The organism is Pseudodonghicola sp. (assembly GCF_048268305.1).
In the GTDB taxonomy this organism is placed as follows: domain Bacteria; phylum Pseudomonadota; class Alphaproteobacteria; order Rhodobacterales; family Rhodobacteraceae; genus Pseudodonghicola.
In genome coordinates this window covers 69,917-84,237 of the sequence record NZ_JBLWVT010000006.1, presented here as the reverse complement: position 1 = coordinate 84,237, position 14,321 = coordinate 69,917, and the positions used below count along the sequence as shown (strand labels likewise).

Here is a 14,321-nt window from a genome sequence, read left to right as displayed (position 1 = left end):
TACTTCATCCCCTCAGGCGTAGATATCGGTCCAGAGCTCCGACAGCGCGGGCTCCGGGCTTTCCTTGGCGAAATCGGCCGCCGCGTTGACGATATCCTTGATTTCCTTGTCGATGGCCTTCAGGTCGTCCTCGCTGGCATGCTTGCCGGTCAGCAGAAGCTGGCGCACATGTTCGATGGCGTCGCGTTCCTCGCGCATCTTCTGCACCTCTTCCCGGGTCCGGTATTTCGCCGGGTCGGACATCGAGTGGCCGCGATAGCGATAGGTCTTCACTTCGAGGATATAGGGGCCCTTGCCGGCGCGGCAGTGGGCGACGGCCTTTTCGCCGGCTTCCTTCACCGCCAGCACATCCATGCCGTCGACCATCTCGCCGGCGATGCCATAGGCGGCGCCGCGTTCCCAGAAGTCGGGCGACTTGGTGGCGCGCTGCACCGAGGTGCCCATGGCGTATTGGTTGTTCTCGATCACGAAGACCACCGGCAGATCCCAGAGCTGCGCCATGTTATAGGTCTCGGCGACCTGACCCTGGTTGGCAGCGCCATCGCCGAAATAGACGAAGGTGACCCGGTCGTTGCCCTTGTACTTGTCCGAGAAGGCGAGGCCGGCGCCGATCGGCACCTGGGCGCCGACGATGCCGTGGCCGCCATAGAAGTGCTTCTCCTTGCTGAACATGTGCATGGAGCCGCCCTTGCCCTTGGAATAGCCGCCCTCGCGTCCCGTAAGCTCGGCCATCACCCCCTTGGGGTCCATGCCGCAGGCCAGCATATGGCCGTGGTCGCGATAGGAGGTGACCCGCTTGTCCCCCTCTTCCGCGGCGGCCTCAAGGCCGACGACAACGGCTTCCTGACCGATGTAGAGGTGGCAGAAGCCACCGATCAAACCCATGCCATAGAGCTGGCCGGCCTTTTCCTCGAATCGCCGGATCAACAGCATTTCGCGGTAATAGGTCAGCAGCTCTTCTGCGGAAACATTTGGTTTTACAGAGCTTTTTCGCGTCGCCATGGCGATGCCCCTCCTCCTGAAAAGGATAGTTCAACGTTAAACTATCTATTACAGGATTTCGTCTTCGGTGACGAGGGGGATTCTGACGCCGGGGCTGCGGTTCAGGGGCGGCGTCAGCGGATCACGATCTCGTCGGCGCGCAGCATGCCCAGGACCGAGCGGGCCTGCTGATCGAGAAGATCGAGGTCGAGGTAATCGTCCGACAGCCGATGAGTGAGATTTTCCATCCGGGCGATTTCCTGGTTCTGCCGGTCCAGTTCCTTTTGCAGCCCTTCCTGTTCGGCAGCGATCTCGATCCGGCGAAACAGGCCATAATCCCCCTGCACGGCGGCAAAGGTGAAATAGATGCCAAGCGCGAAGGCGGTGGCGAAGAAGATCAGGGGGCCGAAACCGGGTCGGGTGCTGCGGGTCACGATGGGTCTGCTTCGCTTACTTTGCTATCTTGGGTCTGCCTCGGGTGCGCCCTTTTCGGGCGTCTGGGATCACTATGCCACAGGCGATTCGCCGTGTGAATCCCAAAACTTTTGTAAAACCAGCCAGATGGCGAGGTCTCGCCGGATGCTCGGGGGGGGCTCGGCTTCGGGATGCCCTCCGTCGATCGGATTGTCTTGAGAAAGAAAATGTCCGGGAATTTTGGAAAATTTCCCTGCAGTCTCTGCGGGATGTGGCCTTGGGCCCGGCCCCGTTGCGCGAGCGCAGGCAATCCCGCGAACGGCGCGGACTGGGTCGGGACAGGTACAGAGAAGACCGCAGGAAAAAGGCCCGGGCGATTGCCCGGGCCTTGATCCGTCAAATCGGGAAACGACCTCAGCCGGCAATCGAGGCGGTATAGACCGCTTCGACGGTGGCACCCAGGGTGCCATCGAATTCGTCCGCCGTCTGCTGCGCGCTCAGCCCCTCGGTCAGCGCGCGCGAGAAGGAGGCGATCATGCCGGTGTTCTTCGACAGCCGGTCGTTGGCCTCGGTGCGCGAATAGCCGCCCGAGAGCGCCACCACGCACATCACGCGGGGATGATCGACCAGCGGTTTGTAGAGGTTGGCAACCTCCGGCAGGGTCAGCTTCAGCATCACCTGCTTGTCGCCCGGCAGCGCGTCGAGGTGCTTTTGCAGCTCGGCCAGCAGGATGTTTTCGGCCTCGGCCTTGTCGGCGATGGTGATGGTGACTTCCGGCTCGATGATCGGGGTCAGACCATGCGACAGGATCTTCTCACCGATCTCGAATTGCTGATCGACCACGGCGGCGATGCCGCTGGGCGAGGCGGCGTCGATGACCGAGCGCATCTTTGTGCCGAAGATGCCCTTGGAGACGGCCTTTTCCAGCAGCTTGTCCAGATCGGGCATCGGCTTCATCAGCCGCACGCCGTCGACCTCGTCAGCGAGCCCCTTGTCGACCTTCAGGAAGGGGACGACACCGCGTTCTTCCCACAGGTAGGTGGCGGTGGGGATGCCGTCGATCTCGCGATCCATGGTCATCTCGAACAGGATCGCACCGATGATCTTGTCGCCGCTGAAGGCGGGCGACTTGATGATGCGCGAGCGCATCTCATGGATCAGGTCGAACATTTCGGATTCAGAGCCATAGGCATCCTCTTCGATGCCATAGAGCTTGAGCGCCTTGGGGGTCGACCCGCCGCTCTGGTCGAGGGCGGCGATGAAGCCTTGCGCCGCGCGAATCTGATCGGTTTGCTTTTCTTTCGACATATGGTTTTCCGCCCAAATTGACTGTGTTTTTCGGTGGGTGGGGGACGCTCGCCTTCGCCCCTCGCATAGACCCGTGCATAGGCAAGAGGGCGTCGTGTTGCAACGGATTTGCGCGCCCCCGGGGGGTGGCAGACACCGGGCCGGCGGCTCTTCGCGCGGCCCGGCGCCCGGGTGCCTACTTGTGGTTCAGCGCCGCGACGCCGGGAAGGGTCTTGCCTTCCATCCATTCCAGGAAGGCACCGCCGGCGGTGGAGATATAGGTGAAGTCATCGGCCACACCGGCCTGGTTCAGCGCCGCCACGGTATCGCCGCCGCCGGCCACGGTGACCAGCCGGCCAGCCCGGGTCAGCTCGGCCGCCTTGCGGGCGGCGGCATTGGTCGCCTCGTCGAAGGGCTCGATCTCGAAGGCGCCGAGCGGGCCGTTCCAGATCAGCGTCTTGGCTTCTTCCAGCACCTGGGCAATCTCGGCCACCGTTTCGGGGCCGGCGTCCAGGATCATCGCATCGGCAGGGCAGGCGGTGACCGGCAGCGTCTCATGCGCGGCGCCGGCCTTGAACTCGCGGGCGACGACGATGTCCTTCGGCAACAGGATGTGGCAGCCGGTCTTTGCCGCCTTGGCGAGGATATCGGCGGCGATCGGGGTCATCTCGCGTTCGCAGAGCGATTTGCCGACGTTGATGCCCTGGGCGGCGAGGAAGGTATTCGCCATGCCGCCGCCGATGATCAGATGATCGACCTTTTCGATCAGATTGCCCAGCAGCTCCAGTTTGGAGGAGACCTTGGCCCCGCCCACCAGCGCCACCAGCGGCCGCTGCGGCTCGCCAAGTGCGGCTTGCAGCGCCTCGAGTTCGGCCTGCATCAGCCGGCCGGCGCAGGAGGGTATCAGCATCGCCACCCCTTCGGTCGAGGCATGGGCGCGATGCGCGGCGGAAAAGGCATCATTGCAAAAGACATCGCCCAGTTGGGCCATTTCTGCCGCCATGTCGGGGCAGTTCTCTTCCTCGCCAGGGTGGAAGCGGGTGTTTTCCAGGATCAGGATGGCGCCATCATCAAGCGCCGCGACGGCGGCGCGGGCGGCGGGGCCGCGGCAATCGGCGCAGAAGCTCACCGGCACGTCAAAGGCCTTTTCCAGCGCCGGGATCAGCGGCAGCAGCGACATCTCGGGGTTGTACTTGCCTTTCGGGCGGCCGAAATGCGCCAGCAGGATCGGCTTGCCGCCGGCCTGCATGATATCCTTAAGGGTCGGGCTCAGACGGCGAATTCTGGTATCGTCGGTGACGATCCCGTCTTCGATCGGCACGTTGATGTCGACACGGACCAGCACCCGCTTTCCGGCAAGTTCCATGTCATCCAGTGTGTTCCAGCGCATCTTACATCCCAAAATCAGTTGGTGGTAATCCGGCTGTTGTTTCTCCGCATTTCCGCCGTTCGTCAATGCGTCACTTGGCATTCCGCCGCGCTGCTCTTAGGTATCTGGGCAATTGCTTATTGAGGAGCGAAAAATGGCCGAAATCAAGGATCCCGAAAACACCATCCTGATCGAACTTAAGGATGGCACCGTGGTGATCGAACTGCTGCCCGAGGTGGCGCCGAAGCATTCCGAACGGATGAAGGAACTGGCCCGCGCCGGGGCCTATGACAATGTCGCCTTCCATCGGGTGATCGACGGGTTCATGGCGCAGACCGGCGACGTGAAGAACGGCAATATGGAGAAGGATTTCAACCTGCGCCAGGCTGGCACCGGCGGCTCCGACCTGCCCGACCTGCCGGCCGAATTCTCCCGCCTGCCGCATGATCGCGGCACCCTGGGCGCGGCGCGGTCGATGAACCCGAATTCGGCGAATTCGCAGTTCTTCATCAACTTCAAGGACAACCATTTCCTCAACGGCCAATATACCGTCTATGGCCGGGTGATCGGGGGCATGGATTTCGTCGATGCCATCGTCCGCGGCGAGCCGCCGGCACAGCCCGACCGGATGATCAGCGTCAAGGTTGCGGCAGATGTCGATGCGTAAGCTGGCGCTTTCGGCGGCCTTCGCCGCCCTGCTGGCGGGCCCGGCGCTCGCCACCGAGCTGACCATCGAGGTCGCCGGCGAGGGGGCCAATGGCACCATCGTCATCGACATGGCCGACGACGTGGCGCCGCAGCATGTGGCGCAGATCGCCAAACTGGCGAAAGAGGGCGCCTATGATGGTGTCGTCTTTCACCGGGTGATCGACGGCTTCATGGCGCAGACCGGTGACGTGCAATATGGCAAGCTCGGCGGCGACATGCGCCGGGCCGGCATGGGCGGCTCCGATCTGCCGGATCTGAAGGCGGAATTCTCGGACCTGCCGTTCGAACGCGGCGTGGTCGGCATGGCGCGGTCGCAGAACCCTGACAGCGCCAATTCGCAGTTCTTCATCATGTTTGCGCCGGGTTATTTCCTGAATGGGCAATATACCGTGGTCGGGCACGTGGTTAAGGGCATGGATGTGGTCGACAAGATCAAGCGCGGCCAAGGCCAGAATGGTGCCGTCATCGGCAAGCCGGACGTGATGACGAAGGTCACGGTCAGCGAATGAACGACGATCCGCGCGCCACGGGGTACGAGCCGCTCTATACGCTCAAGCCGGTGGCGCGCGATCTCTGGATTGTCGACGGGCCGGCGATCCGCTTCTACCACATGCCCTTTTCCACCCGCGCGACGGTGATCCGCTTGGCCGATGGCGGGCTCTGGGTGCATTCCCCGATCGAGCTGATCGAGCCGCTGCGCGAGGAGATTGCCGCGCTCGGCCCGGTGCGCCATCTGGTGGCGCCGAACTGGATCCACTACGCTTTCGTCGCCGAGTGGCAGGCGGCTTTCCCGCAGGCGGAAAGCTGGGCGGCGCCGGGCGTGGCCGAACGCGCCGCCTCGCGCGGCATGGCACTCCAGTTCGATCACGCGCTGACCGACCAGGCTCCGCCGGCCTGGGCGGGCGAGATCGACCAGACGATCGTCAAGGGCAGCAAGGTTCATCGCGAGGCGGTGTTCTTTCATCGCTCCAGCCGGACGTTGATCCTCACCGATCTGATCGAGAATTTCGAACCCCGCAAGTTGCCCTGGTGGATGCGCCCGCTTGTGCGCCTGGCCGGGATCAGCGCGCCGCGCGGCCATATGCCGCCGGACATGCGTGCGACCTTCGACAAACCCGCGCTGGGGGCCTCGGTGCGGCAGATGCTGGATTGGGGACCGGAGCGGGTGATCCTGGCCCATGGCGCCTGCTATGGGGCGGAGGGGGCCGCAGAACTGCGCCGGGCGTTCCGCTTCGCGCTGAGGTGAGGCAGGGGGCTGTCTGCCCCCTCTTGTCCCTGCGGGCCAATTCACCCCCGAGGATATTTTTGCCAGATCGAAGGCGCCGGCAGCGGCGCAAAGAAAAAGCGCCGCAGAAGACCGCGGCGCCGTTGCGGGGACATCTCGGATGTCCCGCGAGGGTCTATATTGCTTACGCCTCGGAGGCGGGTTTCGGCGCTGCCGGGGCTTTCGGACCGGCGCTGAGCGGGTCGTCCTGGCGTTGAACCGAGCCTTCGAAATGGGCGCCGCTCTCGATCGCGATGGTCTTGTGGATGATGTCGCCTTCGACCCGCGCGGTCGAGGTCAGCCGCACTTTCAGCCCGCGCACCCGGCCGACGATGCGACCGTTGATCACCACGTCATCGGCCGAGATTTCGCCCTTGATGGTGGCGGTTTCGCCGACGGTCAGCAGATGGGCGCGAATGTCGCCTTCAACGGTGCCTTCGACCTGGATGTCGCCGGTGGTCTTCAGATTGCCGGTGACGTGCAGATCCGAGGACAGCACCGATGCCGGCGGCTTGGCCTTGGGCGCGGTCGATTTGAAATCGCTCGGCGCCGGGGCGGCCGGGGTCGCCGGGGCGGTGGAGCTGGTGCTTTCGGAGGCCTTGGGACCGGGATCGTTGATTTTGCTCTTAGAAAACATTTCTCGCAGCCTTGATGTAAGTCATGGGATTCACCGGTCTGCCGTTGACGCGGACTTCGTAATGCAGATGGGTGCCGGTGGACCTTCCGGAGTTACCCATATCAGCAATGTGATCCCCGCGCGAGACCCTTTGGCCCACCTTCACGTAGAGCCGGGAGGTATGGCCATAATAGGTCTCGATGCCGAAGGCGTGGCGGATCTTTACCAGGCGACCAAAGCCCGACATCCAGCCGGCATAGGTGACCACGCCATCGGCGGTGGCGAAGATGTCGGTGCCAACGGGGCCGGCGAAATCGGCGCCGTTATGCATCCGCCGGCCGCCGGTCTTGGGGTCGCGGCGATAGCCGAAGGGGCTGGAAAACCGGACCGAGGCGTGCACGGGTTTGGCGAAGGGGGCCTTCTGCGCGGCCAGCCGATAGAGGTTGAGCTGATCCATCTGGTTCAGGAGCTTGTTGGCGCGCAGCTCGTCGGGGTCGGGTTGTTCGCCCCGGGTCGAAAAGGTGATCGGTGTCAGCGGGCCGCCCTGGCCGTCATAGCCGCGCCGCACCTGTTCAAGGATGCGGTCGGGCGCCATGCCGGCCTGGCGGAACATCTTGTTGAGAGGCTCGACCGAGACCGCCATCGCCTCTTCGAGCTGGCGGAAGATCTGGTCGTTGCGCTCGCGCATCAGCTTGATTTCGGTTTCCAGCGCGTCGCGTTCGTCCAGCGCGCTCTGGGCATCGGCGCGAACCTGGTCGCGCTCTTCCGCGGCCTCGGTCAGGGCGGCGGTCATGAAGGCCATCTGCGCCGGGGCGCTGGGGGCGGTGGCGGGGCTGGCGGCGCCCTCGTCCTTCAGCACGGCGAGGGTTTTGCGCGCGGTCTCGCGGTCGCGCATGGTCTGGCGCAGGGTCGACTGGATCACCTCGATGCCGGTCTCAAGCTCGTTGCGGCGGGTTTCCGACGAGAGCAGTTCCGACTGCATGAGCGAAATCTGTTCCAGCGCGCTGTTGAACCGGGCCTGGGCGGCGAGCGCCTCTTCGGCACGGGCGTCGCGTTCGGTCGAAAGCTGGTTCAGCCGTTGTTCGTACATGCGTTGATCGCGGCGGGCCTGTTCGCGGAAGTTGCCGGCGCCGATGCTGTCCATCAGCACGATGGCGCTGGCGACGATGGCCCAGGCGACGATCAGGAAGGTGCCGGCATAGGCGGCAAGCTGCGTCCCCGGTCTGAGGCGGATAAATCGTGTATCCGCATCCGATTTCAGAAAGACACGTCGTTCGGGGAAGTATTTCTCCAGAACCGCATGCAGCTTGATCGCGAATCTCGTGCGCAAGTCGTCGTCCTTGTCCCATCCCCGGACCTACCCGCACAGGCGGTCCGACCCCATGGGCCGATTGCATAACCGGGGGGGGACCATTGGGCAAGTTTGTTGGCCGCTGTTGCGCCAGATCATCGGCGGAGGATGGCCATTGGGCGAAAATCCGCCGACTTCAAGGGCTTGCCTGCGGGCGTCACGGCAGAGGCCGGGGCCGGGCGCGCCTGTCTGATTTTTCACCGCTTTGCCGGTATCTGGTCGGCCAGCGGCCAGTAGAAATCCGGCGGCAGCCCGGCCTCGGCGCGTTTTTCCTCGTTGAACGGGGGCTTTAGTGCCCCATGGAAGTATTTGCGCACCAGCGCGTGGAACACCTCCTTTGGGTCGGCATTCTCCCGACCACAGAGGAAATGGAACCATTTCGACCCATAGGCGACATGGCCCACTTCTTCGGCATAGATGGTTTCCAGCGCCTTCACCGCCTGATCAACTTCCGCTTTGCGGAAGATTTCGATCATTCCCGGCGTGACGTCGAGGCCACGCGCCTCAAGCACCATCGGCACCACGGCGAGGCGCCCCATCAGGTCGTCGGCGGTATCTTCGGCGGCGCGCCACATGCCGGCATGGGCGGGCAGGGCGCCGTAATGGCTGCCAAGCGCCTCTAGGCAGTCGCAGACAAGGTTGAAATGCTTGCTCTCCTCGTCGGCCGATTTCACCCAATCGTCGTAGAACCCGATCGGCATCGGCACATGTGAAAACCGGGCGATGATGTCCCAGTGCAGATCGACCGCGTTCAACTCGATATGCGCCACCGCATGCAGCAGCGCGATGCGTCCGGCGGGCGAACCGGGCTTGCGCTTGGGCACCTCGCGGGGGGAGAGGAGTTCCGGCCGCTCGGGGCGCTCGGGATGCCGGGGCGGGGCGGCGGTGCCGATCTCCATCGGGGCGGCACCAGCGCCGCGGGAGGCGAACCAGGCGGCGGCGTGCTGGCGGGACAGGGCAGTCTTGGCGCGCCCGTCGGGGGTGCGCAACACCGCCTCGGCGCGTTGGGCGAGAGAGAGGGGGGCTGTCATCGTCGTCTTTCCGGTGGAACGGCCGTCTTCAGGGGGCGTGCAGGGACGGCGCCTCCTTCAGGAGGCGTCGCCGGTTGCGCGTGGGGATCAGGCCTTGAGCGCCCGGACCGCCTCCAGCACCTCTTCGACATGGCCCGGCACCTTCACCTTGCGCCAGATGCGGGCGATCTTGCCCTCGGCGTCGATCAGGAAGGTTGATCGTTCGATCCCCATCGACGTCTTGCCGTACATGGTCTTTTCGACCCAGACGCCATAGGCCTCGCAGACTTGGCCGTCCTCGTCGGACAGCAGCGGCACCGTCAGCCCATGCTTGGCGACGAATTTGTCGTGCTTGGCCACGGTATCGCGCGAGATGCCGAAGATCTGGGCGCCGGCCTCGGCAAAGGTTTGCAAGTCTTCGGAAAAGCCGATGGATTCCTTGGTGCAGCCCGGCGTATCATCGCGCGGGTAGAAATAGAGCACGACGATGCCGCCGCGCAGGCCCGACAGGCTCACCTCTCCGCCGCCGTCGCGGGGCAGGGTGAAATCGGGGGCGGTATCGGACAGAACGGGCGATTGATCGGGCATCGGGCACTCCGCTGGCAATGAACTGGACTGATGGGTTCCATATTAGGCCGATTTCGGCAACCGGAAACCCCGGGGCATGCCCGCTGACGGGGGTGACCGGATGAGCGTGCCCGAGCCGAAGCCTCAACCGCCCCGGCGCCGCCGCGCCGCCCATGTCGCGCGGCGGGCGGGCATCTGGACCTTTCGCGGCACGCTGGTGATGGCGATCCTTGTGGGGGTGTCGGTCTATATGCTCGTGGGCACCCAGCTCCATACCCCGGATTGGCTGCGCGCGCGGGTCGAGGCGCGGATCGAACGCAGCCTGAACGGCCTGCAGATCAGCTTCGGTGATATCGAGATGGTGATCCGCAAGGGCTGGCGTCCGCGCCTCAGGCTGCGCGACGTGGTGTTGTCGCAGCCCGACGGGCAGGTGGTCGCGCAGCTTTCGAACGCCGAGGCGAGCCTGGCAATGCGCCCGCTGCTGCATGGTCAGGTGCAGCCCAAGCGGATTTCCCTGAGTGGCGTGCTGGCGACATTGCGGCGCGACCAGGACGGTGCGGTTTCGCTGGCCTTCGGGATGGGGACGGCGCCGGCGAAAAGCGCCGAAGGTCTGCCGCAGTTGATCGCCGGCTGGAACCGGCAGCTTCTCAATCCTCAGCTTGCCGCCCTAGTCAGCGTCGATGTCGACGCGGTCACCCTGCGGTATGAGGATACGGTCAGCGGCAAGGCCTGGACGTTGGATGGTGGTCGCCTCCGGCTGGATCGCAACGATCGGGACCTGCAGATCGGCGCCTCTTTCGCGCTGCTCAGCGGGCGCGATTACGCCAGCACGATCGAGGCCAATTACACCGCCCGCATCGGCGAGATGCAGGCGGGATTCGGCGTTTCCGTGCGCGATATCGACGCGGCCGACATCGCGGCGCAAAGCGTGGCGCTGGCCTGGCTCGACGTCTTGCGGGCGCCGATCTCGGGGGCGCTGAGGGGCAGTGTCAACGGCGACGGGACATTGGCGCCGCTCTCGGCGACCTTGCAGATCGGCGAGGGCGCCCTGCAGCCGACCGATGCGACCAGCCCGATCCCTTTCTCCGGCGCGCGCAGCTATTTCACCTATACCCCCGCCACCCATACGCTGGTGTTCAACGAGCTCTCGGTGGACAGCGCCTGGGGCTCCTCCTCGGGTGAGGGGCAGGCCTATCTTGGCGGGGTCGAGGACGGCCGGCTCGACGATCTGGTGGGGCAGTTCACCGTCAACCGGATGCAGCTCGACCCGGCGGGGCTTTATCCGCAGCCGCTGACGCTTGACGGCGGCCTGGTGGATTTCCGGCTGGAGCTGCATCCCTTCCGGCTGACCCTCGGGCAGATGTATGTGGTCGACGGCGACAGCGGCTTTCACCTGAAGGGCGAAGCCAGGGCCGGCAGTGAGGGCTGGCGGCTTTCGGTCGACGCCAAGGTCGACAAGATCACCCCCGAGCGTCTGCTCACCCTCTGGCCCGAGCGGGTGGCGCCGAAGCCGCGCGACTGGGTGGTGCAGAACATCAGCGCCGGCACCCTCTCCGACATCGACTTCGCTCTGCGATTGAAGGAAGGGCAGAAGCCCGAGATCTATGGCGATTTCGAATTCGCCGGCGCCAAGGTTCTCTATAACAAATTCCTGCCGCCCGCCGACGAGGCCTCCGGCGAGGTGACGCTGAACCGGGACAGGTTTGTCGTCAGCGCCGATGCCGGCACCGTCACCCCGGACGAGGGCGGCCCGATCGACATTGCCGGCACCTCCTTCATCATTCCCGATATCAGCATCAAGGACGACGCGCCGGCGGTGCTGCGGCTGCGGGCCGATGGGTCGATCACCTCGTTGATGGCGTTGCTGGCCGGTCCGCCCATCCATGCGCTGAAGGACACCGCCCTGCCGGTGGATCTGGCGCAGGGGCGGGCGCGGGTGGAGGGGACGATGTCCTTCCCGATGAAGCCGAAGATGAGCTACGAGGAGATGAGCTTTTATGCCGATGGCCGGCTCACCGATGTCTCGAGCACGGTTCTGGTGCCGGGGCAGACCTTGACCGCCTCGGCGCTCATGCTCGAGGCGGACCAGGGGCAGGTGCAGCTTTCCGGCACCGGCCGGATCGGGCAGCTTCCCATGGTGGCGCGCTGGACCCAGCCGATCGGCCCGGGCGCGCCCGGAACCAGCCGGGTCGAGGGCCAGGTGGAATTGTCGCAGAAGGCGGTCGACACCTTTTCGATCGGCCTGCCGGACGGCAGCCTCAGCGGCCAGGGCACGGCGCAGTTTACCCTGGATTTCGCCAAGGAGACGCCGCCAGTACTCAATCTGATCTCCGATCTGCGCGGCCTCGGACTGGCGATTCCGCAACTGAGTTGGCGCAAGCCCGAAGCCGACAGCGGCAGTCTCGCGGTGACGGTGCGTCTGGGCCCGCGTGCCGAGGTCGACCGGCTGGCGCTGAAGGCCTCGGGGCTGGAGGCCCTCGGCAGCGTGACCACCCTGCCGGGCGGCGGGATGGAACGGGCGCGGTTTTCCTCGGTCAAGCTCAATGGCTGGCTCGACGCCGGGGTGGAGCTGGTCGGCCGTGGCAAGGCGGCGCCGGAGGTGCATGTGCTCTCTGGCCGGCTCGATCTCAGGCGGGCGCGGTTCGGCAGTTCCAGCGGCGGCGGGAACGGCGGCAAACTGCAGGTCGCGCTGGACCTGCTGCAGATCAGCGACGCGCTGTCGCTGACCAGTTTTCAGGGCCAGTTCTCGACCTCGGGCGGGTTGTCGGGCCCCTTCGTCGGCTTGCTGAACGGGCAAACCACGGTCGCTGGCCGGATCGAGCCGAAATTCGGCCGCAGCGCCGTCTTCCTGACCTCGAAGGACGGCGGCGGGGTGTTCCGCTCTGCCGGGATTCTCAACCAGGCCTATGGCGGCGATTTCACCCTGTCGCTGCTGCCGGTGGCTGACAAGGAGGGCTATTTCGACGGCGTGCTCAAGGTGGTCGGCACGCAGGTCAAGGATGCCCCGGCGATCGCAGCGCTGTTGAACGCGGTCAGCGTCGTGGGCCTGTTCGACGAGGTTGCCGGCAATGGCATCCAGTTCGCCGAGGTCGACGCGAAATTCCGGCTGGAACCCGATCGGGTGGTGGTGCTGGAAAGCAGCGCCGTCGGCCCGTCGATCGGCCTGTCGATGGATGGCTATTACAACCTGAAGTCCGCGACGCTGGACATGCAGGGGGTGATTTCGCCGATCTACCTGCTCAACGCCATCGGCAGCGTGCTCTCGACCCGCAAGGGCGAGGGGATGATCGGCTTCAACTATTCGCTCAGCGGGCCGGCGGCCTCGCCCTCGGTCCAGGTCAATCCGCTGACCGGCCTGGCGCCTGGGATGCTGCGCAACCTGTTTCGCGGCGAACGGCCGAAGGTGGAGGGCGACGATTCCTTCGCCGTGCCCGATACGCCCGCGAGGCCGAATGGCTCTCCCGGTGCGCCGGTGCCGCATGGGCACAACCTGATCGACGGCGCGATGGGGGGCAAGTGACGGCTTGGCGGCCGCCTGCCGGTGATCTCTCTGATTGCCCCATGGTCAAAGGCCGCGCGCGGGCCTATAGCGCGGCGCATGAAACTCAGCGATTTTGATTTCCACCTGCCCGAGGCGTTGATTGCCACCCGTCCCGCCCATCCGCGCAGTTCGGCGCGGCTGCTGGTGGCCGAGGGGACCGCGATCACCGACGCCCATGTCTATGATCTGCCCGACTGGCTGCGCCCCGGCGACCGGCTGGTATTGAACGACACCAAGGTGATCCCGGCGCGGCTGAGCGGTTTGCGCCATCGCTCGGGGGCGCAGGGCGACACCGCCGCGCGGATCGAGGCGACGCTGCTGGAGCCGCGCGCCGATGGCTGCTGGCTGGCACTGCTGAAACCCCTGAAGAAAATCCGCGTGGGCGAGGAGATCGTCTTTTCCGGCGATCTTTCCGCAACGCTGGAGGCGGTCGAGGACGGTCAGGCGCATCTGCGCTTCAACCTCACGGGCGGTGATTTCGATGCCGCCCTGGCCGAGGCCGGCGCCATGCCGCTGCCGCCCTATATCGCCGCCAAGCGTGCGGCGGACGAGCAGGACAAGACCGATTACCAGACGGTCTGGGCCAGGAACCTGGGCGCCGTCGCGGCGCCGACGGCGTCCCTGCATTTCGATGAGCCGCTGCTGCGGCGGCTGGCCGAGATCGGGGTGGGCTTCACCTATGTCACGCTTCACGTCGGCGCCGGCACCTTCCTGCCGGTCAAGGCCGATGACGTGACCACCCACAGGATGCATGCCGAATGGGGCCAGGTCAGCGAAACGGCCGCTGCCGAGATCGCCGCGACCAAGGCCGCCGGCGGGCGGGTGATCCCGGTCGGCACCACCGCGCTCAGGCTGATCGAGACGGCGGCGCGGGAGACGGGCGCCATCGCGCCTTGGGAGGGTGAGACCGACATCTTCATCTATCCCGGATTCCGCTTCCGGGTCACCGATGCCCTGATGACCAATTTCCACCTGCCGAAATCGACCCTGCTGATGCTGGTCTCTGCCCTGATGGGGCAGCAGACCATTCGGCGCATCTATGACCATGCGGTGGCGGGGGGGTATCGCTTCTTCTCCTATGGCGACGCGTCGCTGCTGATTCCGGAACCGGGCGGGGACGCACACTAGACGGGTCGCGAATGCGACATGACCTGTCGCCTATGGCGCGGACGTGCTAGGCAGGGGGCTTTAGCACGGCCGGACCTGTCCGGCA

Annotated in this window: 13 protein-coding genes; 5 read left to right on the top strand and 8 right to left on the bottom strand. The window is 65.3% G+C overall.

Going from position 1 to position 14,321, the window contains the following annotated elements; genetic code table 11:
* Window positions 1-12: 12 nt before the first annotated feature.
* From pdhA to ACN0V4_RS12500, 4 genes are all read right to left on the bottom strand, one after another.
* Window positions 13-1,002 (bottom strand): pyruvate dehydrogenase (acetyl-transferring) E1 component subunit alpha, encoded by a 990-nt coding sequence (pdhA, locus tag ACN0V4_RS12515; RefSeq protein ID WP_417676547.1) that lies wholly within the window; start codon window positions 1,000-1,002, stop codon window positions 13-15.
* 113 nt (window positions 1,003-1,115) lie between these two features.
* Entirely contained in the window at window positions 1,116-1,415 is a 300-nt protein-coding gene (locus ACN0V4_RS12510) for an FtsB family cell division protein (RefSeq protein WP_417676545.1), read from the bottom strand.
* Between the two features lie 394 nt (window positions 1,416-1,809).
* Window positions 1,810-2,703 (bottom strand): fructose bisphosphate aldolase, encoded by an 894-nt coding sequence (locus ACN0V4_RS12505; RefSeq protein ID WP_417676543.1) that lies wholly within the window; start codon window positions 2,701-2,703, stop codon window positions 1,810-1,812.
* 175 nt (window positions 2,704-2,878) lie between these two features.
* A complete protein-coding gene (locus tag ACN0V4_RS12500) occupies window positions 2,879-4,072 on the bottom strand; it encodes a phosphoglycerate kinase (protein WP_417676541.1) in 1,194 nt (397 codons plus the stop codon).
* A 133-nt stretch (window positions 4,073-4,205) separates the two neighbouring features.
* On the opposite strand from ACN0V4_RS12500, the gene ACN0V4_RS12495 reads away from it, so the two are divergent.
* Genes ACN0V4_RS12495 through ACN0V4_RS12485 form a run of 3 tightly spaced genes read left to right on the top strand, consistent with a single transcriptional unit; the run spans window position 4,206 to window position 6,005 of the window.
* Complete coding sequence (locus tag ACN0V4_RS12495; protein WP_417676539.1) at window positions 4,206-4,718, top strand: peptidylprolyl isomerase; 513 nt, start codon at window positions 4,206-4,208, stop codon at window positions 4,716-4,718.
* The gene (locus tag ACN0V4_RS12490; protein WP_417676980.1) at window positions 4,711-5,268 is read left to right on the top strand and encodes a peptidylprolyl isomerase; all 558 of its coding nucleotides are present in this window, start codon (window positions 4,711-4,713) and stop codon (window positions 5,266-5,268) included. Before ACN0V4_RS12495 ends, ACN0V4_RS12490 begins: the two co-directional genes overlap by 8 nt.
* The gene (locus ACN0V4_RS12485; protein WP_417676537.1) at window positions 5,265-6,005 is read left to right on the top strand and encodes a DUF4336 domain-containing protein; all 741 of its coding nucleotides are present in this window, start codon (window positions 5,265-5,267) and stop codon (window positions 6,003-6,005) included. The genes ACN0V4_RS12490 and ACN0V4_RS12485 overlap by 4 nt, the downstream gene beginning before the upstream one ends.
* A 163-nt stretch (window positions 6,006-6,168) precedes the next feature.
* Here ACN0V4_RS12485 and ACN0V4_RS12480 read toward each other — a convergent pair whose 3' ends face one another.
* The 4 genes from ACN0V4_RS12480 to ACN0V4_RS12465 form a co-directional block, all read right to left on the bottom strand.
* Window positions 6,169-6,660 (bottom strand): bactofilin family protein, encoded by a 492-nt coding sequence (locus ACN0V4_RS12480; protein ID WP_417676535.1) that lies wholly within the window; start codon window positions 6,658-6,660, stop codon window positions 6,169-6,171.
* Window positions 6,650-7,969 (bottom strand): DUF5930 domain-containing protein, encoded by a 1,320-nt coding sequence (locus ACN0V4_RS12475; protein ID WP_417676533.1) that lies wholly within the window; start codon window positions 7,967-7,969, stop codon window positions 6,650-6,652. Before ACN0V4_RS12475 ends, ACN0V4_RS12480 begins: the two co-directional genes overlap by 11 nt.
* A 218-nt stretch (window positions 7,970-8,187) precedes the next feature.
* Window positions 8,188-9,021 (bottom strand): ferritin-like domain-containing protein, encoded by an 834-nt coding sequence (locus ACN0V4_RS12470; RefSeq protein WP_417676531.1) that lies wholly within the window; start codon window positions 9,019-9,021, stop codon window positions 8,188-8,190.
* A gap of 87 nt (window positions 9,022-9,108) precedes the next feature.
* Entirely contained in the window at window positions 9,109-9,588 is a 480-nt protein-coding gene (locus ACN0V4_RS12465; protein ID WP_417676529.1) for a peroxiredoxin, read from the bottom strand.
* A 76-nt stretch (window positions 9,589-9,664) separates the two neighbouring features.
* Between ACN0V4_RS12465 and ACN0V4_RS12460 the strand changes: the two genes are divergently transcribed.
* Together ACN0V4_RS12460 and queA are read left to right on the top strand one after the other, a co-directional pair.
* Entirely contained in the window at window positions 9,665-13,087 is a 3,423-nt protein-coding gene (locus tag ACN0V4_RS12460) for an AsmA family protein (protein WP_417676527.1), read from the top strand.
* Between the two features lie 78 nt (window positions 13,088-13,165).
* Window positions 13,166-14,236, top strand: coding sequence for a tRNA preQ1(34) S-adenosylmethionine ribosyltransferase-isomerase QueA (queA, locus tag ACN0V4_RS12455; RefSeq protein ID WP_417676525.1), 1,071 nt, complete (start codon window positions 13,166-13,168; stop codon window positions 14,234-14,236).
* The last annotated feature ends 85 nt before the right edge of the window (window positions 14,237-14,321 follow it).